Origin of the sequence: Rhodococcus sp. CH91 (assembly GCF_022554085.1) — a bacterium.
Taxonomy (GTDB): domain Bacteria; phylum Actinomycetota; class Actinomycetes; order Mycobacteriales; family Mycobacteriaceae; genus Rhodococcus.
Genome location: NZ_JAKFYR010000009.1, coordinates 109,789 through 135,269 on the forward strand (window position 1 = coordinate 109,789; position 25,481 = coordinate 135,269).

Consider the following 25,481-nt stretch of genomic DNA (forward strand, 5'->3'; position numbering starts at 1 on the left):
GTTCCACTCCCGGGCGGAAGGGATCAGTCCGGTGCGCCCATGTTCATCTCGTCCGGATGCATCCCGACGCGGACCCCGTCGTCGAGGGTGGCGAGCTCGCTGAGGTCGAGGTCGTCGAGCTCGAAATCGAAGACGTCGATGTTCTGGCTGATCCGTTCCTCGTGCACCGACTTCGGGATGACCACGAGGCCGTTCTGCAGGTGCCAGCGGATCAGGACCTGTGCCGGGGACTTGCTGTGCCGGTCCGCGATGCGCGTGACGATGGGGTCGACGAGCAGGGTGTTCGGCTTGGAGTTCGGGCCCCACCCCGAGTTGCTCGTGCCGCCGAGCGGACTCCACGACTCGACGACGATGCCGTGCTCGTTCGCGAACTCGCGGATCTCGTTCTGGGGTAGATGCGGATGCAACTCCACCTGATCGACCGCGGGCAGCATGCCACCGCGGTCGATCAGCAGTTGCAGGTGGTGCGGCTCGAAATTGCACACACCGACGGCCTTCGCGCGGCCCGACTCGGCGATCTTCTCCAGTGCGTCCCAGGTGCGCAGCAGACGTTCCCGGTTCTGCAGGGGCCAGTGGATCAGGTACAGATCGACGTAGTCGGTACCGAGCTTCTTCATGCTCGCGTCGAACGCCTGCAGCGCCTGTTCGTAACCCTGATCTGCGTTCCACAGCTTGGTCGTGACGAACACGTCCTCGCGCGGCACCGATGCCGAGGCGAGTGCACGGCCGACACCCTCCTCGTTGCCGTAGGCCGCAGCGGTGTCGATGTGCCGGTAACCGGCCTCGTCGATCGCGTAACGGACGGCGCGTTCGGTCTCGTCGTTGGTGGCCTGCCAGACTCCCAGGCCCAGCTGCGGGATCGTCGTTCCGGAATTCAGCGTGATTTCGGGAGTTGTCATCCATCCAGGCTAACCGCGCAGCCGGCACCTCGCGGAGCCTGCGCCGAAGGTGTCGACCATGCCGCCGTCGACGCTTCGCTTTCCATGTCCCCCGGCTTCGAGGGGCGGAAATGCCGAACGCCACCCCGAACCGTGCGGTGGTGCGGCACGGACTTCGAGGTGGCGAACCGGTGGCATCGAGCAGCGGCGCTCGGTCAGGGTGGTGGGGTCACACCGCGATCGCGTGCAGATAGCGGTGCGGTGCCCCGAAGAGCTGAGCCGTGCCGTGGGCACGCTTGAAGTACAACTGCGCGTCGTGCTCCCAGGTGATGGCGATGCCGCCGTGAAGCTGGATCGCTTCCGCGGTGACCTGCGAGAGGGCTTCGGAGCAGTAGATCTTCGCGGCGTAGGCGTCCTGCGGGTCCTGGGACAGAGCCGCGGCGTAGGACATCGACCGGGCTGTCTCCACCAGGGCGTACATGTCGGCCATCCGATGCTTGAGCGCCTGGAACGAACCGATCACGCGTCCGAACTGCTTCCGGTTCTTCGCATACTCGACCGTCAGATCCAGTGCGGCCTGAGCTGCGCCGACCTGCTCTGCGGAGACCGCCACGATCGCGGCGGCACGCAGCCGCTCGAGGAGATCGGGGGAGGACGGGATCCGGGTGGCGGTCACCGCCGAGAACGACACCTCGGCGAGAGCGCGAGTCGGGTCCATGGTCGGAACGCGACGACGCGTGATCCCGTCCACTGCGGCGCCGACCTCGAACAGTGCGACGTCGTCACCGTCGAGCGCGAGCACGAGCAGTGTGTCGGCGACGTCGCCGCCGAGCACGTAATGGGCTGTCCCGGTGAGCGTGTCGCCCTCGGCCACGACTCCCGGCTTGTCCCAGCCGAATTCGGAAGCCCAGCACACCGCCACGATCTCGCCCGCCGCGATGCCCGGCAACAGGCGGCCGGCGGCAGCGGCGTCTCCGGACAGCAGCAACGTCTGCGCTGCCAGCACCGCGGAACCGAGGAACGGCGTGGGGGCCAGGGCACGGCCCAGTTCCTCGAGGACGACGTGGGTTTCGGCAGCCGACGCCCCGATACCGTCGTACTCCTCGGGGATGGCCAGGGCCGCCACACCGATCTGCTCGACGAGCATCGACCACAGATCGGCGTCGAAACCGTTCTCGGATGCGATCGCGCTGCGGACCGCCGCGGAATCGGAGTGCTTGGCGAGCAGGGTGCGCACCGATTCCCGCAGGGCGGCGCGTTCCTCCGTCTCGAAAGTCATGACGTAGCTCCGGACTTCTCGTTCTCCGCTGCTTCGAGAGCATCGACGACCCGCGCGCGATGTGCATCGGGCGTGCCCCACGCAGTGATCAGGGCGCGGACCTTGGTGATCCACAGCGACAGGTCGTACTCCTGCGTGTAACCGATGGCACCGTGCACCTGCAGGGCGGTGCGGGCGGCCAGATAGGCGGCGTCGCCGCAGGCTACCTTCGCCGCCGAGACGTCCCGCGAGGCGGTGGGCAGTTCGTCACGCACCGCTACGGCCGCGCCGTGCAGCAGGGGCCGGGCCATCTCGAGCGCGACCGCCACCTCGGCGAGGTGGTGTTTGACCGCCTGGAAGGATCCGATGGCGCGACCGAACTGCTTGCGCTGCTGCGCGTACTCGACCGTGGTGTCGAGCAGCGTCCGGCCGAGACCCTGCAACTGGGCGGCTGCGGCGAGCACACCGATGTCGAAAGCCGCCGCGGTGTCGACGGAGCCGAGATGCTCCTGCGCCGAGAGCGGGAAGAGCCGGCGCGACCGGTCGACCGATTCGCGTGCGTCTCCCGCCGAGCCCGTCGACACGTTTCCGTCGGCGACGTGCAGGACGAGATCGGCGACGTGCGCGTCCACCGCGTAGGGAACGTGCGGGAGCATCGCGACCGTGGCGAGAGAACCCGCGGCGAGCGGTGCGAGCCGTTCGGGAGCGGTGGCGGCGAGCAGAGCGGGGGCCACCGCGACCGTCTCGACGACGGGGCCCGGTACCGCGTGGCGGCCGAGCTGCTCGACGGCGACGACGAGATCGACCGCGTCGGCGCCGAGACCGTCGTGGTCCTCGGCCACGAGCAGGCCGTTGACGCCCGTTTCGGCGAGTCGCTGCCACACCTGCAGGCCGGGCGCCGTGTCGCCGTCGTTCCAGGCGCGGATCACGGCGGGCATGTCCGATTTGGTGAGCAGGGCATCGATACTGGACGCGAAGTCCTCATGGGACTCGTCGAGTGCGAATCTCATCGGTCACCCCTCGGAAGGCCGAGCAGCCGCTCGGCGATGACGTTCTTCTGGATTTCGTTGGTGCCGGCGTAGATCGGTCCCGACAGGGAGAACAGGTAACCGTCGGTCCAGCCGTCGACGAGCTCGGCGTCGGGACCCTGCAGGTCGAGCGCGGTCTCGTGAGCGGCGATGTCCCAGTCGGACCAGAACACCTTGTTGATCGACGATTCGGCGCCGAGCTGCCCGCCGCTCCGCAGGCGGGTCACGGTGGCCCAGGTCGACAGCTCGTAGGCACGAGCGCCGATCCAGGCGTCGGCGACCCGGTTGCGGAGAGCGGGATCGCCGTGGAGGGCGGACTCGCGGTAGCTGCGGAGCAGCCGGTCGGTGGCCGCGAGGAAGCGTCCCGGTGCGCGCAGCGACAGCCCACGCTCGTTCGACGCCGTGCTCATCGCGACGCGCCAGCCCTCGTTCACACGGCCGATGACGCCGGATTCGCCGGGCTTCTCGGGATCGTCGGGCACGAAGACGTCCTCGAGGAAGATCTCCGCGAAGCCCGGTTCACCGTCGAGCTGCGGGATGGGGCGGACGGTGACCCCTTCGGCGCGCAGGTCGAACATGAAGTAGGTGATTCCCTTGTGACGCTGGGCCTCCGGATCGGACCGGAACAGACCGAAGCCCATGTCGGCGTAGGAGGCGCGCGAGCTCCACGTCTTCTGGCCGTTGAGCAGCCATCCGCCGTCGACCTTCGTGGCTGTCGAGCGCAGCGACGCGAGGTCCGAACCGGATTCCGGCTCCGACCAGGCCTGCGCCCAGATGTCGTCGGCACGGGCCATGCGGGGCATGATGCGGGCGAGCTGTTCGGGGTTCGCGTGCTCGAACAGGGTGGGTGCGAGCAGGAAGATGCCGTTCTGGCTCACGCGTCCCGGTGCGCCCGAACGGTAGTACTCCTCCTCGAAGACCACCCACTGCTCGAGCGTCGCGTCGCGGCCACCGAGTTCCTCGGGCCACGAGACGACGGACAGCCGTGCGTCGGCGAGACGTCGTTCCCATTCGCGGTGCTGTTCGAAGCCTTCCGCGGTGTCCATGGACTTCAGCGGTGTGCTGGGAACGTTCGCCTCGAGGAAGGCGCGCACTTCGTCGCGGAACGCGACGGTGGCATCGTCGAGTTCGAGATTCACTACTTGGACCCTTCCTGGACCGGGCGCGCGCTCGCGGCCATCGACTTGGCGTTCATGCCGCCGAGGGAGTCGGTGCCGACCTCGGCGTTGTACGAATGAGCGAAGTGGTGCAGACCGAACACCGAGTCCATGCCGTTGCGCATGCCCATCTGGTCCTCGCACTGGTTGACGGCGCGCTTGGTGAGCGCGAGCCCGAAGCGCGGCATCTCCGCGATGCGGGCGGCGAGGGCGAGCGTCTCGGACTCGAGCTGCTCACGCGGAACCACGCGGTTGACCATGCCGACCTCGTACGCACGCTGCGCCGAGAAGCGGTCGCCGGTGTAGAGGATCTCCTTCGCGAAGCGCGTGCCGAGAACCCACGGGTGGGCGAAGTACTCGACGCCCGGGATGCCCATGCGCACGACCGGATCGGAGAAGAAGGCGTCCTCCGAGGCGACGATGAGATCGCACACCCACGCGAGCATCAGGCCGCCGGCGATGCAGGCACCCTGCACGGAGGCGATGGTGGGCTTGGGAATCTCGCGCCAGCGACGGCACATCCCGAGATAGACCTCCATCTCCCGGGCGTAGCGCTGGTCGCCGCCTTCCTTGTCGACGTGGTCCCACCACATGACGGCTTTGTTGTCGTAGTGCACGTGGTGGTCGCGGCCAGGGGTGCCCAGATCGTGTCCGGCGGAGAAGTGCTTGCCGTTGCCGGCGAGCACGATCACCTTCACCTCGTCGTCCTCGACGGCCTTCTCGAAGGCCGCGTCGAGTGCATAGGTCATGACCGAGTTCTGGGCGTTGCGGTAGTCGGGGCGATTCAGGGTGACGATCGCGACGCCGTCGCGCACCTCGTAGGTGACGACATCGGGCTCGTACGGGACGGTCATGACTTCTCCTCACGCAGAACGTTCTTCAGTACCTTGCCGGACGGATTTCGGGGCAGCGCATCGACGAACCGAACCGAGCGCGGTGCCTTGAAGTTGGCGAGTTTCTCTCTGGCATACGCGATCACGTCGTCTTCGGTGAGCGGATGTCCGTCCAGTGGGACGACGAACGCCCGTCCGACCTCTCCCATACGTTCGTCGGGGACACCGATCACGGCGACCTCGTGCACGCCCGGCAGGCGCAGGAGGGCCGCTTCGACCTCGGCGGGATACACGTTGAACCCACCGCTGATGTACATGTCCTTGAGGCGGTCGGTGATGTCGAGATAACCGCGGTCGTCGAGGACACCCACATCGCCGGTGTGGAGCCAGCCGTCCTCGTCGATCGCCTTGGCGGTGGCCTCGGGATCGTCGAGATAGCCGAGCATCACATTGGGGCCACGCAGGAGGATCTCGCCCTTGTCGCCGATACGTACCTCGAAGTCGGCCGTGGCACGGCCGGACGAGTTCGACACGGTCACCGGATCGTCGTCGATGCGGCACATGGTCGCGACCACGGCCTCGGTCTGTCCGTACGCGGTGAGCACGGCGTCGAAGCTCAGTTCGTTCTGCATGCGTTCGACGAGGGAGACGGGCACCGGGGCGGCGCCCGTGACGGCCACCCGCAGGTTCGACATGTCGTAGTCGCCGCGGCGCGGGTGGTCGAGGATGCTCTGGTAGATCGTCGGTGCGCCGGGCAGCACGCTGATGCCCTCCTGCGCCACCATCGCCATGACCTTCTCGGTGTCGAAGACGGCCATGGGGACGACGGTGGAGCCCGCGAGCAGAGCGGCGACGAAGCCCGCCTTGTATCCGAAGCTGTGGAAGAACGGGTTGATGATCAGATAGTTGTCGTCGGGGGTGAGTGCGGCGCAGTCCGCCCAGGCCTGTGCGACACCGATGAGCTGACGGTGCGCACTCAACACTCCCTTGCTGCGACCGGTCGTGCCCGAGGTGAAGAGGATGTCGCAGACGTCGTCGGGACGTACCGCCGATGCGCGCTCGTCCGCCTGCTCGAGCAGTCCGTCCGTGGCGAGGGCGAGGAAGTCCTCCCACCCGAACACGTCGTCGCTCGGAGTGTCGTTGCCGCCCAGCGGGATTTGTATCACCGTCGGAACATCGAGGTGAGGCGCGGCTTCGCGCAGGGCGGCGTACCGGTCGGTACCGAGGAAGTCGCCGGCGACGACGAGAGCGGCGGCCTGCACCCGCTCGACGATGTCGGCGGCCTCGCTGCCGGTGTACCGGGTGTTGACGGGGACGATGACGCCGCCCGCCCAGTGCGCGCCCAGTGCGGCGATCTCCCAGTGGAAGGTGTTGGGGGACCAGATCGCGACGCGCTCACCGGGTTGCAGGCCACGCGCCACGAGGGCGGCAGCGAAAACCCGGACGTGTTCGTGCAGTTGGGCGAAGCTCAATCGGGTGTCGCCGTCGACGAGCGCGCACCGGTCGGCGTGGTCGCGTGCGGCACGGATGAGGGCGGCCGGCGTGGTTCCGGGTGTTGTGTTCACGTAGCTCCCTACCTAGCAATTGCTTGGTAGGTTATCGTACAGACGTGCACGAGAGCGAGAGCCAGGACAATGCGGAGTTCGCAGCCACCGTACGGCAGTGGCTCGAAGACAATCTGACCGGCGAGTTCGCCGAGCTCAGAGGTAAGGGCGGACCCGGAAGCGAACACGAATTCTTCGAACAGCGACTCGCGTGGGACCGTCACCTGGCGGCCGCCGGATGGACCTGTATCGGGTGGCCCACCGAGCACGGCGGCCGCGGTGCGAACATGGACCAGCGGGTGATCTTCCACGAGGAGTACGCGAAGGCGAATGCGCCCGCGCGCGTCAACCATCTCGGAGAGGAACTGCTCGGCCCCACCCTCATCGCCTTCGGGACCGAGGAACAGAAGAAGCGCTTCCTTCCGGGAATCCGCGACGTCACCGAGTTGTGGGCGCAGGGTTATTCCGAGCCGGGTGCCGGATCGGATCTCGCCAACGTCTCCACGACCGCGCGTCTGGTGGGTGACAAGTGGGTGATCAACGGCCAGAAGGTATGGACGTCGCTCGCCCACGTCGCGCAGTGGGCCTTCGTCGTGGCCCGCACCGAACCGGGCTCGACGCGGCATCACGGACTGAGCTTCCTGCTCGTCCCGCTCGATCAGCCCGGCGTGACGGTGCGTCCCATCCAGCAGCTCACCGGTACCTCCGAGTTCAACGAGGTCTTCTTCGACGACGCCGTCACCGACGCCGATCTCGTCGTCGGTGCTCCCGGTGACGGATGGAAGGTCGCGATGGGGCTGCTGACCTTCGAGCGCGGTGTCTCGACGCTCGGCCAGCAGATCGGCTTCGCCCGCGAACTCGACGGTGTCGTCGAGATCGCACGAGCCACCGGTGCATTCGACGACGCGAGCATCCGGGAGAGGATCGCCCGGGCGCGAATCGGGCTGCGTGTCATGCGTGCTCACGCGCTGCGCACCCTCGGCGACGCCGATCCGGGCCAGGCGTCGGTCGCCAAGCTGCTGTGGGCGAACTGGCACCGGGATCTCGGTGAGCTCGCGATGGACGTGCAGGGCGCGTCCTCACTGATCGGCCCCGACCACGATCATGCCGGGAATCCTTCCGACATCACGGATCCCGAGCATCTCGAACTCGCGGAGTGGCAGCGCCTGTTCCTGTTCACCCGCGCCGACACCATCTACGGCGGATCCAACGAGGTCCAGCGCAACATCATCGCCGAGCGCGTGCTCGGCCTTCCCCGGGAGGCACGTCCGTGACCGCTTCACCCCAGACCACCTCGCCCCTCGCGACCCCGCCCGTCGAGACCCCCGGCCACGGCCTCCTCGCGGGCAAGAAGGTCGTCGTCACCGCCGCAGCCGGCACCGGGATCGGGTTCTCGTCGGCGCGACGTGCGCTGCTCGAGGGTGCCGACGTGCTCATCTCGGACTTCCACGAGCGCCGCCTCGGGGAAGCCGCGGACAAGCTCGCTGCGGAGTTCCCGGAGCAGCAGGTCGCGTCGATCGTGTGCGACGTCTCGTCCACCGAGCAGGTCGACGCGCTCATCACCGGATCGGCCGAACAGCTCGGACGTATCGACGTGCTGATCAACAACGCCGGCCTCGGGGGCGAGACCCCGGTCGTGGACATGACCGACGACCAGTGGGACCGTGTCCTCGACATCACCCTCACCAGTACCTTCCGCGCCACCCGTGCGGCCCTGCGGTACTTCCGCTCGGTCGATCACGGAGGTGTGCTCGTCAACAACGCGTCGGTCCTCGGCTGGCGTGCACAGCACTCGCAGGCGCACTACGCCGCCGCGAAGGCCGGCGTCATGGCCCTGACCCGCTGCTCGGCGATCGAGGCCGCGGAGTACGGCGTGCGGATCAATGCCGTCGCTCCCTCGATCGCACGGCACGCCTTCCTCGCGAAGGTCACCAGCGAGGAACTGCTCGACCGGCTCGCCTCCGACGAGGCGTTCGGGCGGGCTGCGGAGGTGTGGGAGGTCGCCGCCACCATCGCGATGCTCGCGAGCGACTACACCACCTACCTGACCGGCGAGGTCGTGTCGATCTCCTCCCAGCGCGCGTAACGTGCCCGTGAGCGCTCCCTCCGCGGGGAGCGCTCACGGTGGCTTGAAAGGATGTCTCTCATGACTCCCTCCCGCGACGACACCACCGGCAAGTCGGGACGCCGCGCCGAACTGCTCGCGATCGCCGCAGAGTTGTTCGCCTCACGGGGCGTGCGAGCAACGACCGTGCGCGACATCGCCGATGCGGCGGGAATCCTCTCGGGCAGCCTCTACCACCATTTCGATTCGAAGGAATCGATGGTCGACGAGATCCTGCGCGGCTTCCTCGACGACCTCTTCGACCGGTACCGCAAGATCATCGCTTCGGGACTGTCGTCCCGCGACACTCTCGCGGCACTCGTGACGACCTCCTACGAAGCGATCGACCGCTCCCACGCCGCGGTCGCGATCTACCAGGGAGAGGCGAAACACCTCGAGGGTGAGCGGTTCTCGTACATCGCCGAACGCAACACCGAGTTCCGTGAACTGTGGGTGGGTGTGATCGAACGGGGTATGGCCGACGGCTCGTTCCGTCCCGACCTCGATCTCGTACTCGTCTTCCGGTTCCTGCGAGACACCGTGTGGGTCGCGGTCCGCTGGTATCGGCCCGGCGGCGATCTCTCCATCGAACAGGTCGCCCAGCAGTACCTTTCCATCGTTCTCGACGGACTGTCGAACCCGAATCCCGAATAAGGAGCAATCATGGCCGAGGCCTACATCGTCGATGCGGTACGCACACCGATCGGCAAGAAGAACGGCGGACTGTCCGGCGTGCATCCCGCCGATCTCGGCGCCCACGTCATCAAGGCCGTCGTCGAGCGCACGGGTATCGACCCGGCCGACGTCGACGACGTGGTCTTCGGTTGCGTCGACGCCATCGGCGGACAGGCCGGCAACATCGCCCGCACGTCGTGGCTCGCCGCCGGTTACCCCCAGCACGTGCCGGGTGTGACCGTCGACCGTCAGTGCGGGTCGAGCCAGCAGGCGCTGCACTTCGGTGCGCAGGCGATCCTGAGCAACACCGCCGACCTCATCATCGCCGGCGGTGTCCAGAACATGTCGCAGATCCCGATCTCGGCAGCGATGATCGTCGGCCAGCAGTACGGATTCGACACACCCTTCGGTGGTTCGACCGGATGGACCGAGCGTTACGGCAGCGACGAGGTCTCGCAGTTCAAGGGCGCCGAGATGATCGCGGAGAAGTGGGATCTCAGCCGCGAGGAGCTCGAGAAGTGGGCACTGCAGAGCCACGAGCGCGCCAAGGCTGCGATCGCCGAGGGCCGTTTCGAGAACGAGATCGTGCCGCTCGGTGACGCCGCCGTCGACGAAGGCCCGCGCGAGACCAGCCTCGAGAAGATGGCATCGCTGCAGACCCTCGTCGAAGGAGGCCGTCTGACCGCGGCGGTCGCGAGCCAGATCTCCGACGGCGCATCCGCCGTGCTGCTCGCCTCCGACGAGGCCGTGAAGAAGTACGGCTTGAAGCCGCGCGCCCGCATCCATCACCTCAGCGCTCGCGGCGACGACCCGATCTTCATGCTCACCGCCCCCATCCCGGCGACGCAGTACGCGCTCGAGAAGGCGGGTCTGACGATCGACGACATCGACCTGATCGAGATCAACGAGGCGTTCGCTCCCGTCGTCCTCGCATGGATCAAGGAGATCGGCGCCGACCCGGCGAAGGTCAACGTCAACGGCGGCGCGATCGCTCTCGGCCATCCCCTCGGCGCGACCGGTACCAAGCTCATGGCGACGCTCCTCAACGAGCTCGAGCGCACCGGCGGTCGTTACGGCCTGCTCACCATCTGCGAGGGTGGCGGCACCGCCAATGCGACGATCATCGAGCGCATCGCGGAGTAGTCACAGATCCGGACGACGCCCCGAGGGCGGTGAGCATCGTGCTCACCGCCCTCGGGGCGTTGTGTCCACGTCCGTATCGGCGGCGGTATCCCTGCTGCCGAACAGGATCACCCTCACCGCCGGGCAGGACTACCCTCGAGGCATGTGCCGGAACATCACGGAGCTGCGCGGGCTGGAACCGGCTGCGACCGCTGAGGAGATCGAAGCGGCCGCGCGTCAGTACGTCCGTAAGGTCAGCGGGATCACGAAACCCTCCGACACCACGCGTGAAGCCTTCGATCAGGCGGTCGCCGAGGTCGCGGCGACGACCACGCGACTACTCGGGGTGCTTCCCGATCGGCGGCAACCGCCGCCGACGGTTCCGCCACTGCGGCGGCCCGAGGTACGCGCGAGGATCGCGGCACGGGGCTGATCGATTCCGGTTCCCGGACGCACGTGCGCGGGTAGCGTGACGCTGGTCGAAATCGTGCACGTTCGAGGGGCTTCGTCGCGACCCCCGGGGGGCTTGGCGGCGGCCCGGTGAGGAGCCGAGATGGCGGTCGAGCCCGCGCCGAGGACCAGCGAGGTCGAGTATCTCCGCACCGACCCCGATCTTCCGCCGGTCGGTGTGATCGACCGGACGCCGATGTCGCCCACAGCCCGCATCGTCTTCGTGGTGCTCGCCGTCCTGGGTGCCGTCGCGTGGTCGATGATCGCGCTGGTGCGCGGCGAGGAGATCAACGCGGTCTGGTTCGTCATCGCCGCTGTCTGTACCTATCTCGTGGCCTACCGGTTCTATGCGAAGTTCATCGAACGTAAGATTGTGCAACCGCGCGACGACCGCGCGACCCCCGCCGAGGAACTCGAGAACGGCAAGGACTACATGCCGACGGACCGTCGGGTGTTGTTCGGCCACCATTTCGCCGCCATCGCCGGCGCCGGCCCGCTCGTCGGACCCGTTCTCGCCGCTCAGATGGGTTATCTCCCCGGCACGATCTGGATCATCGTGGGGGTCGTCTTCGCCGGAGCGGTCCAGGACTTCCTCGTACTGTGGATCTCCTCGCGCCGCCGCGGACGCAGTCTCGGGCAGATGGCCCGCGAGGAACTCGGTCCTGTCGGCGGTGTCGCCGCGATCGTGGCGGTTCTCGTCATCATGATCATCCTCATCGCGGTGCTCGCCCTGGTGGTGGTCAACGCCCTGGCGGAGAGCCCGTGGGGTCTGTTCTCCATCGCGATGACGATCCCCATCGCCCTGTTCATGGGCGTCTACCTCCGGTATCTGCGGCCCGGCAAGGTCGCCGAGGTGTCGGGCATCGGTGTCGTGCTGCTGGTCCTGGCGATCGTCGCAGGCGGAGCCGTCGCCGAAACCGGCTGGGGCGAAGAATGGTTCACGTTGTCGCCGGTGACCATCGCGTGGCTGATGATCGCCTACGGATTCGCCGCCTCGGTGCTGCCGGTATGGCTGCTGCTCGCCCCGCGCGACTATCTGTCGACATTCATGAAGGTCGGCACCATCGTCCTCCTCGCGATCGGCATCCTCGTCGCGCGGCCGAATCTGGAGATGCCCGACATCACGTCGTTCGCGATCGACGGTGACGGCCCCGCCTTCGCCGGATCGCTGTTCCCGTTCCTGTTCATCACCATCGCGTGCGGAGCCCTGTCGGGATTCCATGCCCTCATCTCCTCGGGGACCACACCGAAACTGCTCGAGAAGGAGAAGCAGACACGGCTGATCGGTTACGGCGGCATGCTCACCGAGTCGTTCGTCGCGATCATGGCGCTCGTCACCGCGTGCATCATCGACCAGCATCTCTACTTCGTGCTCAACGCGCCGGCCGCCCTCACCGGAGGCACACCCGAGACCGCCGCGGAGTACGTCAACGGGCTGGGTCTCGCCCCGCCCGACATCACCCCGGAAGAGATCGCCGGCGCGGCCACCGCGGTGGGCGAGGAGTCGATCATCTCCCGCACGGGTGGCGCACCGACGCTCGCGTTCGGCATGTCCCAGGTGCTGAGCGACCTGTTCGGCGGCGATGCCCTGAAGTCGTTCTGGTACCACTTCGCGATCATGTTCGAGGCGTTGTTCATTCTCACGACGGTCGACGCGGGAACCCGTGTCGCCCGGTTCATGCTGTCGGATTCGCTCGGCAACTTCGGGGGGCCTGCTCAGCGGTTCAAGGACCCCTCGTGGCGTCCCGGAGCCTGGTTCTGCTCCTTCGTGGTGGTCGCCGCGTGGGGTGCCATCCTGCTGATGGGAGTGACCGATCCGTTGGGCGGCATCAACACCCTCTTCCCCCTGTTCGGTATCGCCAACCAGCTGCTCGCGGCGATCGCCCTGACGGTCGTGCTCACGATCGTCGTGAAGAAGGGATTGCTGAAGTGGGCCTGGATACCCGGGGTGCCCCTGCTGTGGGATCTCGTCGTCACGATGACGGCGTCGTGGCAGAAGATCTTCTCCGGCGACCGCGCCGTCGGCTATTGGGCGCAGCACCGGGCGTTCGTCGACGCGAAGAGCAGTGGCGCAACCAGTTTCGGGTCCGCGAAGACGGCGGCGGAGATGGAGGCCGTCATCCGCAACACCTTCATCCAGGGCACATTGTCGATCGTGTTCGCCGTGCTCGTACTGATCGTGGTGGCCGCCGGGGCAGTGGTGTGCATCAGATCGATCCGGGCCGGCGGAATGCCCACGACCGAGACACCGGCCGTGCCGTCGAAGATCTTCGCCCCGGCCGGCTTCGTGCCGACCCCGGTCGAGCGTGAGTTGCAGAAGGAGTGGGACGAGTTGATCGCGTCGGGCAAGGTGCGCGCTCCCGGTGCGGCGCATTCCGCGCCCGGTCCTCGGAATCGGGAGCATTCGTGATCGCGGCGCTGCGGCGTGCGTGGTGGTGGGTCGGGGCCTTCATGGGAGATCACGACTACGCACGCTATGTCGCGCTGCATCGCCGACTGCACCCCGAACGGCCCCCGCTGAGCGAACGGGACTACTGGCGCGAGCGCCACGCCGCAGCGGAGACGAACCCGGGGAGCAGATGCTGCTGATCGGGAGGCCGGTCTAGGTGCTGTCGTAGGTCGCGGCGAAGACGATGAAGACCACGAACAGCGCCGCGACGCCGAGGCCTCCGCCGATCACGGCGTCGCGCTGGTTGGACGCGGTTCCCTTGTCGACCCGCTCGAGTCCGATCCACCCGCACACGACGGCGACCACTCCGGCAGGGATGGTGACGATGTCCCCGACGAACGGCACGAACGCGAACAGGGCCGCAGCGATACCCGCGATCAATGCCGCACTACCGACACCGTTGCGGTAGGGAGGTCGAGTGAGGTGGTCGTCGGTCAACGCGGCTCCGGGTGCGGATCGTGGTTCGTGAGGGAAGACGGTACCCGGTCCATAGTGCACCCCCGGCGCCCGTACAGGACGCCTCCCGCGAGTTTTCGTCGCCGTGCCCCGTCCGGAGCGGTGTCAGCCGGACACTACGCGCACGTACAGCAACCTGTCGTCGGCGGCGAGCACCCCGAGCGCGGGAGAGTCCACCCGGATGAGATGTCCTTCGCGGACGATGCCGAGCACGATCTCCGGCAACTCGCGAGGGGGAACACCGACTTCGTGTGGTGCGACGCCGCGTTCGCTCACGGCGAAGCCGTCCTCGGGCGTCAGGAGATCCTCGATCATCTCCACCACGGTGGGGGTGGAAGGCGCCAGCCCCAGCAAGCGCCCGGCGGTCTCGGCGGACACCACGACCGAATCGGCGCCGGACTGACGCAGCAGATGGGTGTTCTCCGATTCACGGACTGCGGCGACGATCCGCGCCTGGGGCGCGAGCTGCCGGGCGGTGAGCGTGACGAGTACCGCGGTGTCGTCGCGGTTGGTCGCCACGATGATCGACGCGGCCCGGCGGGCCCCGGCCAGTTGCAGCACATCCGATTTGGTGGCCGAGCCCTGCACGGTGACCAGATCCTGACGCGACGCGATGTCCAGGCTGATCGGGTCGGTGTCGACGACCACGATCTCCGAGGGTGAATGTCCCTCGGCGAGCAGCGCATCGACGGCGCTGCGTCCTTTGGTGCCGTAACCGACGACGACGATGTGATTGCGCACGCGGCGGCGCCACCGCTGGATCTTGAACGCCTGCCGGGAGTTCTCGGTCAGTGCCGACAAGGTGGTGCCGACCAGGACGATGAGGAAGAACACCCGCAGCGGGGTGATGACCAGGACGTTGATCAACCGGGCTTGGGGTGTGATCGGGGTGATGTCCCCGTAGCCGGTGGTCGACAGCGACACGGTGGCGTAGTAGATGCAGTCCAGCAACGACAGGGGGTTCTCCTGCACGTCGCGGTAACCGTCCCGGCCCAGGAACACCACGATCACGGCCACCGCCAGAGCGGCTACGGCGTAACCGATGCGGCGTGCGATCGCGCGTCCCGGACTGGTCTGTTCCTTCGGGACCCGCAGTACGCCTACGAGCGCGAAGTCCGGTCGGTCGGTGAGCGTGTCGGAGCGCCTCAGTGGCACCCGCAACCTACCGGCCATCACGAAGCCTTCGGGGTGGTTGCCGGTGCGGTCGTCATCGAAGCGTCTCTTTCCGTTCTCACGATGGTCCCGATCATCGAACATCATCGCGTCGTCCCGGCGCGGAACCGGGCGGGTATTCGTGTGTGCGCCGTCCCGGCGATCGCTGAATCGCCGGGATCCCCTTATGCTGGATCGGGTAGTTGTTTCCTACCGCAGAGAGAGCCATGAGACGCGCCAAGCGCAAACCTCGAAGACCCTCCCAGCCCCTGTGTGACGATTCGCCCGTCACCGCACATCGGATCCGGCCGTGCTGACCGTCGCCGGAATCGCACTCGGAATCCTCGTAGTCCTGGCCATCACCGCGCTGACCGGCTATTTCGTCGCGCAGGAATTCGCCTATATGGCGGTGGACCGCTCCCGCCTCAAAGCCCGCGCCGAAGCCGGCGACAGTGCTGCCGCCCGTGCCCTGACGGTCACTCGCCGCACCTCGTTCATGCTCTCCGGCGCGCAGCTGGGCATCACCGTGACCGGGCTGCTCGTCGGCTATGTCGCCGAACCTCTGATCGGCAGTGGCCTCGGCGAGCTGCTCGGCGGCGTGGGGATCCCCACTGCTGTGGGCATCGCGATCGGCACCCTGCTGGCCGTGGCCTTCTCCACCGTGGTGCAGATGGTGTTCGGGGAGCTGTTCCCCAAGAACCTCGCGATCGCCCGGCCCGAGCCGGTGGCCCGGTGGCTGGCCCTGTCGACCACGCTGTATCTGAAGCTGTTCGGCTGGCTGATCACGCTGTTCGATGCCTCGTCGAATCTGCTGCTGCGCGCGCTGCGTATCGAGCCGGTCCACGATGTCGAACACTCGGCCACGCCTCGTGATCTCGAGCACATCGTCGCGGAGTCCCGTGAGACGGGTGAACTGCCCCGGGAACTGTCGACTCTGCTCGACCGGATCCTCGACTTCCCCACCCGAACCGCCGAACACGCGATGATCCCGCGGGCCCGGGTGGATTACGTCCGTGCCGACGAACCGCTGACCGGAGTGCTCGAGAAGATGAGCACCGGGCACACCCGTTATCCCGTCGTCGGTGAGAGCACCGACGACCTGCTCGGGGTGGTGCACCTGCACGATCTGCTCGACCGTCCCTCCGAGGCCGGGTCCGCTGCCGACGCTCTGCGCCCGGCGGTGATCGTCCCGACCACGCTGCCCTTGCCGGACGTCCTGGCCCGCCTGTCCGAAGAGAAAGAGGAAATGGCGCTCGTCATCGACGAATACGGCGGCTTCGCCGGTGTCGTCACCGTCGAGGACATGGCCGAAGAACTCGTCGGCGAGATCGCCGACGAACACGACCCCGCTCTCGAGGCGCAGGTCATCGTGCCCGACGGAGACGGCTGGCGCATCCGCGGTGACGTGCACCTCGACGAGGTGGCGCGCACCCTCGGTCACGAACTGCCCGAGGGAGACTACGAAACACTCGCCGGATTGATCATCACCGAATACGGCGGACTGCCCGAGGTGGGACAGACCGTCACGATCGCTCTTGCACCGGACCCGGCGGATCTGGTGCACGAACGCGCACCGCAGTCCGAAGTCCTGGTCGCCGAGGTGCTGGCGGTGGACAAGCACGTGCCGTCCTCGTTGCGCGTGCACCTCGCACCGGCCCCGGGCCCTACGGAGGAGACCGCGCCGGCGCAGCAGGAAAGGGGACGTACCGATGGATAATCCCTGGATCGTTCTTGCCGTCACCGTCGGACTGATCGCCGCGAGTGCCTTCTTCGTCGCTGTGGAATTCGCGCTCATCGCTGCCCGTCGTCACCGCCTCGAGGACGCCGCACCGAACAGCAGGTCGGCGCGAGCGGCGCTGCGCAGCGCTTCGGAGTTGTCGGTGCTGCTGGCCGGATCCCAGCTCGGTATCACCGTGTGCACCCTGGCACTCGGTGCGGTGACCAAACCCGCCGTGCACCACTGGCTGACTCCCGCCTTCGAGAGCTGGGGTGCACCGCTGTGGCTGGCCGACGTCGCCGGTTTCGTCCTGGCCTTGATCATCGTCACCTTCCTGCACCTGGTGGTGGGTGAGATGGCGCCGAAGTCGTGGGCGATCGCGCACCCGGAGAAGTCGGCGACCATGCTGGCGATCCCGATGCGCGTGTTCATGTGGGTCGCTCGCCCGCTGATCGTCCAGCTCAACCACATGGCCAACTGGTGCCTGCGCAGGGTCGGTGTCGACCCGGTCGACCAGGTCAACGCCGGCCAGGATCCCGATGCCCTGCGGCATCTGGTCGAGCACTCGGCTACCGTCGGCACGCTCGACGAGCGCTACCACGGGCATCTGACCAGCGCTCTCGAACTCGAGGCGCTCACCGTGGGCGACATCGTCCGCCCGAATGCCCGGCCGAGCAGCGTGCCGCCCGAGGCGGATATCGCACAGATCCGCGAGACCGCTCGCCGCACCGGGCACCTGCGATTGCTCGTCCGCGCGAACGGTCACGTGGACGGGGTGGTGCATGTGCGGGATGCACTCGCCGCCGAACCGGGGACCACCGCGAGGCAGTTGATGCGATCGGCGCTGACGGTGGAAGCCCAGGTCCCGGTGTACGAGGCGCTGCGCACGATGCGTGAGAGCCGCAACCACCTGGCCACCGTCACCTCCGACGGGCAGGTGGTCGGATTGATCACCCTCAGCGACGTGCTCGAACGACTGCTGCCCACTGCCGGCGCTGCGGCCTGAGCATGATCACCGACTGCGGCCGGTGCCCCGAACCCGGGGTACCGGCCGCAGTGCGTCCGTGAGGGGAGTCAACGGCGGGTCAGGCGAAGCCGGGCGATCCGGTGACCGTCGACATCGTCGACGGTGAGCAGACTGCCGTCGACGGCCACACTCTCGCCCGGCCGGGGGAGATGCTGCAGACGATGCAGGACGTAGCCGGCGACGGTCTCGTAGGGCCCCTCGGGCAGTGCAATGCCGGTCGCACGGGCGAAATCGTCCACGTGCAGTCGGCCGTCGACCTCGGGGAGGGACGGCGACTGTGCCCCGCCGGTCCGCTCGAGCACGGGAGAGTCGTCCGGATCGAACTCGTCGTCGATCTCACCGACGATTTCCTCGACGAGATCCTCGATGGTGACGATCCCGGCGGTACCGCCGTATTCGTCGACGACGATCGCGATCTGGGCGCTGTTGTGCCGCATGTCCTTCAGCGCCGACAGGACGGGCTGCGAGCCCGGCAGGGCCTGAATCGGCCGGCACAGATCGCCGACGGTAAGGCTCCGGCCGGTCGCGTCCGAGTGGAGCAGATCCCGCAGGTGCACGAACCCGATCACATGGTCGACGGTCTCGGCCGTGACCGGGAAACGACTGTGCGTGCCGGCCAGAGCGATGGCCCGGGCATCGGGGACCGGCGTATCGGCGGCGAGGAAGTCGACATCGGTGCGCGGTCGCATCACCTCGGTCAGATGGCGGGTACCGGCATCGAAGACCTCGGTGAGCACGCTGCGTTCGTCCTCGACGAGAGCTTCGTGCCCGACGAGCAGGTCGCGGAGTTCTTCGCGAGTGATCTCCTCACCTTTGCGCGTGGGATCGGCGCCGAGCAAGCGGACCAGAAGATCCGTGGAGATCGACAGCAACCAGATCACCGGCCGCATGACGACCGAGAATCGGTCCAGGAGAGGTCCGACGGCCAGCGACATCGTGGTTGCGCGCTGCAGGGCGATGCGTTTGGGGACCAGTTCACCGAGCACCAACGACAGATAGGAGATGACCAGGGTGGTGCCGACCAGCGCGATCGCGTGGGCGGTGCTGTCGGACAGCCCCCAGTTCTGCAGCGTCGGGGCCAGATCGGGTGCCAGGGTGGACGCGCCGTAGGCGGCGGAGAAGAACCCTGCGAGGGTGACTCCGATCTGTACCGCCGAGAGGAATCTGTTCGGGTCCCGTGCCAGAGCCGCTGTGCGGCGACCTCGGTTGCTGCGTCGTTCCAGCTCCCGGAGCTGACTCTCGCGCAGCGAGACCAACGCGATCTCGGTGGCGGCGAACACCCCGCCGATCAGCACGAATACCAGGACCAGAATCAGGTTGACGAGAGTGTCGGTGGTCATGCCGGCGGTCTTCGGTCGTGGAGAACCGGAAAACTCGGCCTGTCGTCCATAGCCCACTCTCCCTCACGGGTGGCTACCAGTGTAGGGAAACGGGAGGTCGAGCAGGCAGATCCGCGAGCGCGGCCCAGCGGCCGGAGACGGTTCGCAGCGTGCCGCGATCAGCGCGCCACCGGGACCGTCACGAAGCTCGGTGAGGAGGCACTCAGTTCGAGGTGCTGCGGCCGCAGACCGCTCTCGTGCAGCATCGGCCCGAGCGGCAGTGAGCGGGGGACACTCGAGGCGTAGACGTCCACCCGGAGCCGATGGCCCGGTTGCAGGACCGCCTCGGTCGGCAGCGTGCTGATGTCGAGTCCCGTCCGCTGCCCCGGGACGATCGGCTGCCGGGACTCGAGAGTCAGTACCGGCTGTGCCCGTGCATAGTCACCCTCGGCGGTGAACGTACTCTTCGCATCGTCGATCGCGCGCAGCGACGAGACCAGGGAACCGGTCGTGAGGACGGTGGATCGCCCGTCCGGCGCGACGTCGTTCACGGAGACCGACCAGAATCCGTCCGGGGCGTCGAGGACTGTCTCGAGGTGGACGGTGAACGGGCCCGAGAGCACGGTCCGTTCGGAGACCGGTGCGCCGGTGAAGGTGAGGCCCTCCGCTTCGTTGACCCGTGCGTCTCTCGTACACGCGGATCCGAGCAGCACCGCGATGCCGGCGGTCCCCTGTGCCGCCTGGCGAGAACACACGCCTCGCAGCCCCGGTGCGACCGTGAGACGGTGCGGAGCCTCCATGGCCGAGGTGACGAGCGTGCCGTCGTGGAGCGCGTGCCCGGCCGTCCCGCTCGGCGCCGCCGAGAGGTAGAGCTTCTCGTGGTCGATATCGCGCCGGGGGAATCGGTCGGTCGTGACCCACTCACCACCCTGCTGCAGCAGGGTCACCGGGCCGTAATCGTCGATGCCGTTGTCGATGTCCTTCAGCCACCGGTCGAACCAGGCGCGCTGCAACGCCGCGGTGGCCGGGGGGTGCCCGGGTGTGCCGAAGCCGGCACCGAGAACCGCGTGGTAACCGTCGCCCATGACGAGTTGCTTCCGGCCGGGATCGACGGGGATGCGGTTGTAGATGTCGGGTTCGCTGTTCGCGAAGATGTCGTGCCAGTTCCCGATTACGAAGGTGGGCACCTCTATCGATTCGAGTCGTGCCTCTCGCTGCCGGTAGAACGGTCCGTCCTGGGCGACCTCGAGGGCTCCGGGGGACACGCCGTCGACATTCGGGGCGGTGAGGACCTCGAAGAGTTCGGGGAGCTTCGTAGCGGGATCGACGAGCCTGTCCCGCAGCCATTGCGCGTCGAAGCGACCCTGGAACAGGGCCTCCATGTCGGGGATCCACTTGAGACCGTTGACGAGAGCGAGCCAGGCGGGCATGAAGCCCACCCCGACCGCTCCGCCGGTGCCGACGATGTCGCGGAGCAGGTCGTTGCCGGGTTCCACGGCGAAGACCGCGTCGAGGGCCGCGGGACGCAGACCCGCCGCCTGGATCTGGTTGATGGCCGAATACGAGACACCGGTCGTTCCGACCCGGCCGTTCGACCATTCCTGCTTCGCGGCCCAGTCGATGACCTCGACGGTGTCCTGTTGCTCGCGCGGGCCGAGCACGTCCCACTTCCCGTGGGAGAAACCGGTGCCCCGCACATCGACGATCACCTGCGTGTAACCGTTGCGGACGAGATCGCGGTTGAGACCGAACATCCGGCCGAGTTGCGCTGCCGGTGCAGCGAGTTCGGTGATTCCGTCGAAGGGGGCTCCGAAGTTCGGAATCGATCCGAGTTCGTCGACGATCGGGGCGAACTGCGGATCCTCCATCGCGACCGACGCCAGGGTCGACAGCAGTTTGGTGTACGGAGTGAGGCCGAGAACGACCGGTGTGGGCTCCTCGATCGGTGTTCCGTCGGCACCGGCGGGCCGGAAGACGTTGGCGCGGAGGACCGTGCCGTCGCTGAGCGTGATGGGAACGTCCCACTCGACCGCGGTGTTCGGATAGGTGTCGGGGGCGTCGACGAGGTCCTGCCAGGAGGCGCCCGCGTCACCGCCGGTGGGATCGGCTGTCGCGGGCCCCGAGAAGGCCACGGTGCAGGCGACGACCGCCGCCACGACGAATGCGACGGTGCGGCGTGATCTCACCCGGGCCCCCATGCCTGCGGTAACAGTTCCGCGCACGTTAACGCGAGGACGACGGATGCGTCAACGACACGGGCGGGCGACTATCCGGACGCGGTCAGCCAGAGTTCCTCCGGTAAGGGGGAACCCAAGGCGTACATGCGGGCGCCGTGAAGACCGGGAACGTGGATCACCGACGGTGCCGCGCGCACGTACCAGATACCCACGTCGAGATCCGCAAGTCGTTGCTGGACCGTCGTGTACGCCTCGAGCCGGTCGTCCGGCGAGGTCGCCGCCCGGCCGGCCTCGAGCGCCGCGTCCAGTTCAGCATCGGCGATACCCGCCACATTTCCCGATGATGCCGAATGGAACTGGTGCCACAGCGTGGTGTGGGGTTCCTGCACGTTCGCCGACCAGATGGTCGCGTCGAACTCCCGCGCTGCGTACCGCGGCATGAACGCCGCGTAGTCGAGTACCTCGACCTTCACATCGACGTTGTCGAAGGCACCGAGTTGGGCCTGCACCGTCTCCGCGACCGTCCGGATCTCGACGAGCGATGTTGCGAGGAAGGTGAACTCGACCGGTTTTCCTTCTGCGGCGAGTTCGTCGAAGAGACGCTGCGCCTCGTCGGGATCGTGTTCCTGCAGCGCGATGTCCGCGAAGAAGGGCGACGACTCCGGGAACAGTGTGCTCGGGACCTCACCGTTCCCTTCGAAGACCGCGCTGTCGATGCCGTCGAGCTGCAACGCGGAGGTCACTGCTCTTCGTGCTCTGACGTCGTCGAAGGGTGCCCGTCGTGCGTTGAGTGCGATGTACTGTCCGCCGCCTTCCGGGACGATCTGCGTCGGGAATCCTGCCTGCTCTGCCCGCCGCAGCGCCGACCAGCTCGACTCCGCGACCAGATCGACTGCCCCGCTGGTGAGTACATTCGTCCGTTGGTTGACGTCGCTGACGGTGATCAACGTGATGGCGTCGAGATAGGGGCGCGGTGCGTCCCAGTAATCGGGGTTCCGTTCGAGTTGCATGCGGTCCTGACGTGTCCACTCGGTGAGAACGAAGGGTCCGGCGCCGACCGGTTCGGCATCGAATGCTTCCCGGCCCTTCCCGAGGGCGATGGGGGAGGCGATCCAATTCAGCGAACTCGACGTGACGGCGTGGGCGAAATGAGGATTCGGTGACGCCATCGTGATCCGCAGGGTGGTGTCGTCCACCACCTCCGTCGCCGCGACCTGGGATGCCTGCGCGAGCGAATTCGAGGCGACGGACGGATCGCGGAGCCTGTCCCAGTTGAATGCGACCGCCTGCGCGTCGAGCGGAGTTCCGTCGGAGAACATCAGGCCCGGGCGGAGGGTCAACGTGAACGTGGCACCGCCGTCGGTGGTCGAGAAGTCGGTGGCGAGCTTGTGTTCCACCTCGAGTGTCGACGGGTCGTCGACGAGCAGCGTTCCGAACAGCGCATTGCCGAGCAGGGCCTGGCCCACCCAGTTGTTGGCCAGGATCGCCGGGTCGAGTGTGACGGGTTCGCGGACCTGAGCGATCCGCGCGGATCCACCCACGACGGGATCACCCGCCGGCTCGGCGCCGACGGGTGCGGAGTCGCCGCCGGAACTACTGCAGGCGGTCACGACCACCAGCGTCGAGCACAGTGCCACGAGCACGCGGAGTAGGGCTCTCCATCGACTCACAAGGGGGCCTTTCTGCTGAATCGGGAACCGAACGCTCGCCTACACCCAGCGGGCGGGCGCGGGAGTTTCCGCGAGGAGAGGACGTCGATAGGACAGGTCGTCGGTGTCGCGCGTACCGGCCGCGAAGCCCTGGCGGAGAAAATAGGGCGATGCCAGAATCGAGGCGTCGGCTGCGGCACTCCATTCCACCGTGGATCTGCGAAGGGCGATCCGCCACGTGCCGTCCCGCTTCTCGAGGCGGTCGATGTACCGCCCGCTCATCAGTTGGACGGTGCTCGCATCCGGTCCGAGCAGGCCCACGAGCACGTAACTCTCGCAGTGGGCCGTCTCGCCGTCGATCTCGCAGAGATGGGTGGTGACGTTGTGCGTGTGTGCCCGTGACGTCGCCGCGTGCACCGTGTTCGCCCACTGCGCGTAGTCCGGACCGCTGTTGACGGTCGCGCCGTGCTCGTCGATCCCGTCGTCGTGATAGGTGCTGCAGAGCAGGTCGGCATCGTGCCGATCGCATCCGCGTGCATGTGCGGCGATGCAGTCGAGGATCGCGGTGCGGTCGAGAAGGTACCGGACGTCGCGCTGCAGGTCGGCGAGGTCGCTCACGCGACCGCCTCCTCGCCGAGGAGTGTGGTGCGGTGCAGCAGCCGGGGAGACGTGGGGGAGTAGGGAACTGCTCGATGCAGCATGCCGGTGTTGTCCCACAGCACCAGATCACCGGGACGCCAGTGGTGACGAAGGGAGAAACGCGGCTGTGTGGACCAGGCGAGCAGTCTGCCGAGGAGGCGCCGCCCCTTCTCTTCCGGCCAGCCGACGACATGCGATGCGGTCGCCCCGATGAGCAGCGACTTGCGGCCGCTGCGTCTCGTCCAGACGAGTGGATGCTCGCGCTCGGGAACCCGCGCCCAGGCCGCCAGCTGCTTCTCGGTCGGGTCCGGATTCGCCAGACGCTGCGCGGTCGCGAAACTGTGGACGACGCGGAGATTCTCGAATTCGGCCTTGTCCCGATCGGACAGGGCCTCGTAGGCGGCATAGGTGTTCGCGAACTCGGTGTCGCCCCCTTCGTCCGACACGCGCAGGGCCGTGAGGAGAGTTCCCTTCTGAGGGATCTCGTCGGTGGCGCCGTCGATGTGCCAGTGGAAGGTGCCCTGGTTGTACGAGGCGAGCACCGTCTCGGCCGGGTCGAGACTGATCGCCGACACCTCCGGATGGTCTTCCCGGCCACCCATGCGGGGGACGACCACCTCGCCGAGCATCCGGCTCAGCGTCACGAGATCGGCGTCGCCGATGCCGGATTCGCGGAAGACGACGACACCGTATTCGTCGACGAGTTCACGGCAACGTTCGGCCGCGCGCGGATCGGTCAGGGAGCGTCCGTCGACGCCGGAGATCTCGATGCCGATCTCCGCGGAGATCGGCTGGGTATCGGCAAACACGGGGGTCTCCTCCGATAGGGAATTAACACTCTCCTTACATGAGAGTACTGTTCTCGTCAATAAATGGGAACGCGCACAGTGGAGGTGCATCATGCGGATCGGACTCACGGGCGGCGCGTCGTCCACGGACGGAATCGTGCGGCAGGCCCGGAAAGCGGAGGCGGACGGCTTCACGTCGTTGTGGTTCGCGAGCACGGTTGCGGGAGATCCACTGGCGGCCCTCGCGGTGGCCGGTCGCGAGACCGCCTCGATCGAACTCGGCACCGCTGTGCTCCAGACCTTCCCGTGCCACCCGTTGCTCCAGGCGAACCGGGCCGCGGCGGTGGCCGAAGCGATGGGACGACCCGGCTTCACGCTCGGTCTCGGCCCGTCGCACGAGAGCGTGGTCCGGGAGGTCTACGGACTGTCGTACGACACTCCCGGCCGGAACACCGAGGAGTACATCCGGATCGTCACCGCTCTGCTGCAGGGTGAGGACGTCGACTTCCGGGGCGGTGACTGGTCCGTCCGCAGCGAGGGACGGATGGTTGCCGTCGCACACGAGGTGCCGGTCCTGCTGTCCGCCATGTCCCCGCGGATGCTGCGAGTGGCGGGTCGGTACGCCGGCGGGACGGTTCTGTGGATGGCGTCGCCGAAGGTGATCGAGTCGCGGATCTCTCCTGCGATCCGCGCGGCCGCCGAGCGTTCCGGCCGGCCGGAACCGCGCATCGTGGCCGGCCTGCCCGTCGCCGTGCACGACGACGTGGATGCGGCCCGCGAGGCCGTCGCCGCGACCGCGACCTCCTATGCCGGGATGCCGAGCTACCGGCGTGTCCTGGAGGAAGGGGGCGCGAGCAGTCCGGCGGACATCGCGATCGTCGGAGACGAGGAATCGGTTCGCCGGCAACTGCAGGGATTACTCGATGCCGGCGCCACCGACATCTGGGCGGCGATCGTCCCGGTGGGAAGCGACACGCGTGCCTCGGTGGAACGGACGCGGGCTCTGCTGAGTGCGCTCACCGCCGACTGATCGCCGGCACGAAACGCCGAAACCGGTGC

General features: G+C 67.5%; 23 protein-coding genes. 10 read left to right on the top strand and 13 right to left on the bottom strand.

Going from position 1 to position 25,481, the window contains the following annotated elements; translation table 11 throughout:
• Positions 1-23 precede the first annotated feature (23 nt).
• From MOM01_RS17465 to MOM01_RS17490, 6 genes are all read right to left on the bottom strand, one after another.
• On the bottom strand, positions 24-899 hold the full coding sequence (locus MOM01_RS17465) for an aldo/keto reductase (RefSeq protein WP_241386700.1): 876 nt from the start codon (positions 897-899) through the stop codon (positions 24-26).
• A 208-nt stretch (positions 900-1,107) separates the two neighbouring features.
• The gene (locus MOM01_RS17470; protein ID WP_241386701.1) at positions 1,108-2,157 is read right to left on the bottom strand and encodes an acyl-CoA dehydrogenase family protein; all 1,050 of its coding nucleotides are present in this window, start codon (positions 2,155-2,157) and stop codon (positions 1,108-1,110) included.
• The gene (locus tag MOM01_RS17475) at positions 2,154-3,146 is read right to left on the bottom strand and encodes an acyl-CoA dehydrogenase family protein (RefSeq protein WP_241386702.1); all 993 of its coding nucleotides are present in this window, start codon (positions 3,144-3,146) and stop codon (positions 2,154-2,156) included. Before MOM01_RS17475 ends, MOM01_RS17470 begins: the two co-directional genes overlap by 4 nt.
• Positions 3,143-4,303, bottom strand: coding sequence for an acyl-CoA dehydrogenase family protein (locus MOM01_RS17480; protein ID WP_241386703.1), 1,161 nt, complete (start codon positions 4,301-4,303; stop codon positions 3,143-3,145). The genes MOM01_RS17475 and MOM01_RS17480 overlap by 4 nt, the downstream gene beginning before the upstream one ends.
• Complete coding sequence (locus MOM01_RS17485; RefSeq protein WP_241386704.1) at positions 4,303-5,175, bottom strand: enoyl-CoA hydratase; 873 nt, start codon at positions 5,173-5,175, stop codon at positions 4,303-4,305. Before MOM01_RS17485 ends, MOM01_RS17480 begins: the two co-directional genes overlap by 1 nt.
• Entirely contained in the window at positions 5,172-6,719 is a 1,548-nt protein-coding gene (locus MOM01_RS17490; protein WP_241386705.1) for a FadD3 family acyl-CoA ligase, read from the bottom strand. Before MOM01_RS17490 ends, MOM01_RS17485 begins: the two co-directional genes overlap by 4 nt.
• 44 nt (positions 6,720-6,763) lie before the next feature.
• Here MOM01_RS17490 and MOM01_RS17495 point away from each other — a divergent pair, with 44 nt between their 5' ends.
• The 7 genes from MOM01_RS17495 to MOM01_RS17525 all read left to right on the top strand — a co-directional run bounded on the left by MOM01_RS17495 (position 6,764) and on the right by MOM01_RS17525 (position 13,638).
• Positions 6,764-7,972, top strand: a complete 1,209-nt coding sequence (locus MOM01_RS17495; protein ID WP_241386706.1) for an acyl-CoA dehydrogenase family protein — start codon at positions 6,764-6,766, stop codon at positions 7,970-7,972.
• On the top strand, positions 7,969-8,784 hold the full coding sequence (locus tag MOM01_RS17500; protein WP_241386707.1) for an SDR family oxidoreductase: 816 nt from the start codon (positions 7,969-7,971) through the stop codon (positions 8,782-8,784). The genes MOM01_RS17495 and MOM01_RS17500 overlap by 4 nt, the downstream gene beginning before the upstream one ends.
• 60 nt (positions 8,785-8,844) lie before the next feature.
• Entirely contained in the window at positions 8,845-9,456 is a 612-nt protein-coding gene (locus MOM01_RS17505; protein ID WP_241386708.1) for a TetR/AcrR family transcriptional regulator, read from the top strand.
• A gap of 9 nt (positions 9,457-9,465) precedes the next feature.
• Positions 9,466-10,620, top strand: a complete 1,155-nt coding sequence (locus MOM01_RS17510; protein ID WP_241386709.1) for an acetyl-CoA C-acetyltransferase — start codon at positions 9,466-9,468, stop codon at positions 10,618-10,620.
• A gap of 142 nt (positions 10,621-10,762) precedes the next feature.
• The gene (locus MOM01_RS17515) at positions 10,763-11,032 is read left to right on the top strand and encodes a DUF2277 domain-containing protein (RefSeq protein ID WP_241386710.1); all 270 of its coding nucleotides are present in this window, start codon (positions 10,763-10,765) and stop codon (positions 11,030-11,032) included.
• Between the two features lie 120 nt (positions 11,033-11,152).
• Positions 11,153-13,459 carry a carbon starvation CstA family protein gene (locus MOM01_RS17520; protein WP_241386711.1) on the top strand — a complete coding sequence of 769 codons (2,307 nt, stop codon included), beginning with the start codon at positions 11,153-11,155 and terminating at the stop codon, positions 13,457-13,459.
• Positions 13,456-13,638 (top strand): YbdD/YjiX family protein, encoded by a 183-nt coding sequence (locus tag MOM01_RS17525; protein ID WP_241386712.1) that lies wholly within the window; start codon positions 13,456-13,458, stop codon positions 13,636-13,638. The genes MOM01_RS17520 and MOM01_RS17525 overlap by 4 nt, the downstream gene beginning before the upstream one ends.
• Before the next feature lie 13 nt (positions 13,639-13,651).
• Here the strand turns inward: MOM01_RS17525 and MOM01_RS17530 are convergent, their stop codons facing one another.
• A complete protein-coding gene (locus tag MOM01_RS17530; protein ID WP_241386713.1) occupies positions 13,652-13,936 on the bottom strand; it encodes a hypothetical protein in 285 nt (94 codons plus the stop codon).
• Positions 13,937-14,059: 123 nt separating this feature from the next.
• Complete coding sequence (locus MOM01_RS17535) at positions 14,060-15,127, bottom strand: potassium channel family protein (protein ID WP_241386786.1); 1,068 nt, start codon at positions 15,125-15,127, stop codon at positions 14,060-14,062.
• A gap of 289 nt (positions 15,128-15,416) precedes the next feature.
• On the opposite strand from MOM01_RS17535, the gene MOM01_RS17540 reads away from it, so the two are divergent.
• Together MOM01_RS17540 and MOM01_RS17545 are read left to right on the top strand one after the other, a co-directional pair.
• Entirely contained in the window at positions 15,417-16,823 is a 1,407-nt protein-coding gene (locus MOM01_RS17540; RefSeq protein ID WP_241386714.1) for a hemolysin family protein, read from the top strand.
• A complete protein-coding gene (locus MOM01_RS17545; RefSeq protein ID WP_241386715.1) occupies positions 16,816-17,829 on the top strand; it encodes a hemolysin family protein in 1,014 nt (337 codons plus the stop codon). Before MOM01_RS17540 ends, MOM01_RS17545 begins: the two co-directional genes overlap by 8 nt.
• Positions 17,830-17,897: 68 nt before the next feature.
• Here MOM01_RS17545 and MOM01_RS17550 read toward each other — a convergent pair whose 3' ends face one another.
• The 5 genes from MOM01_RS17550 to MOM01_RS17570 all read right to left on the bottom strand — a co-directional run bounded on the left by MOM01_RS17550 (position 17,898) and on the right by MOM01_RS17570 (position 24,443).
• Positions 17,898-19,190: a hemolysin family protein gene (locus tag MOM01_RS17550; protein ID WP_241386716.1), complete on the bottom strand. Its 1,293-nt coding sequence runs from the start codon at positions 19,188-19,190 to the stop codon at positions 17,898-17,900.
• 158 nt (positions 19,191-19,348) lie between these two features.
• A complete protein-coding gene (locus tag MOM01_RS17555; RefSeq protein ID WP_374112323.1) occupies positions 19,349-21,367 on the bottom strand; it encodes a CocE/NonD family hydrolase in 2,019 nt (672 codons plus the stop codon).
• Between the two features lie 68 nt (positions 21,368-21,435).
• Positions 21,436-22,956 carry an ABC transporter substrate-binding protein gene (locus tag MOM01_RS17560; protein ID WP_308197005.1) on the bottom strand — a complete coding sequence of 507 codons (1,521 nt, stop codon included), beginning with the start codon at positions 22,954-22,956 and terminating at the stop codon, positions 21,436-21,438.
• A gap of 99 nt (positions 22,957-23,055) precedes the next feature.
• The gene (locus MOM01_RS17565) at positions 23,056-23,613 is read right to left on the bottom strand and encodes a nuclear transport factor 2 family protein (protein WP_241386717.1); all 558 of its coding nucleotides are present in this window, start codon (positions 23,611-23,613) and stop codon (positions 23,056-23,058) included.
• Positions 23,610-24,443, bottom strand: coding sequence for a TauD/TfdA dioxygenase family protein (locus tag MOM01_RS17570; protein WP_241386718.1), 834 nt, complete (start codon positions 24,441-24,443; stop codon positions 23,610-23,612). The genes MOM01_RS17565 and MOM01_RS17570 overlap by 4 nt, the downstream gene beginning before the upstream one ends.
• A 91-nt stretch (positions 24,444-24,534) precedes the next feature.
• Here MOM01_RS17570 and MOM01_RS17575 point away from each other — a divergent pair, with 91 nt between their 5' ends.
• A complete protein-coding gene (locus MOM01_RS17575) occupies positions 24,535-25,452 on the top strand; it encodes a TIGR03564 family F420-dependent LLM class oxidoreductase (RefSeq protein WP_241386719.1) in 918 nt (305 codons plus the stop codon).
• Positions 25,453-25,481 lie beyond the last annotated feature (29 nt).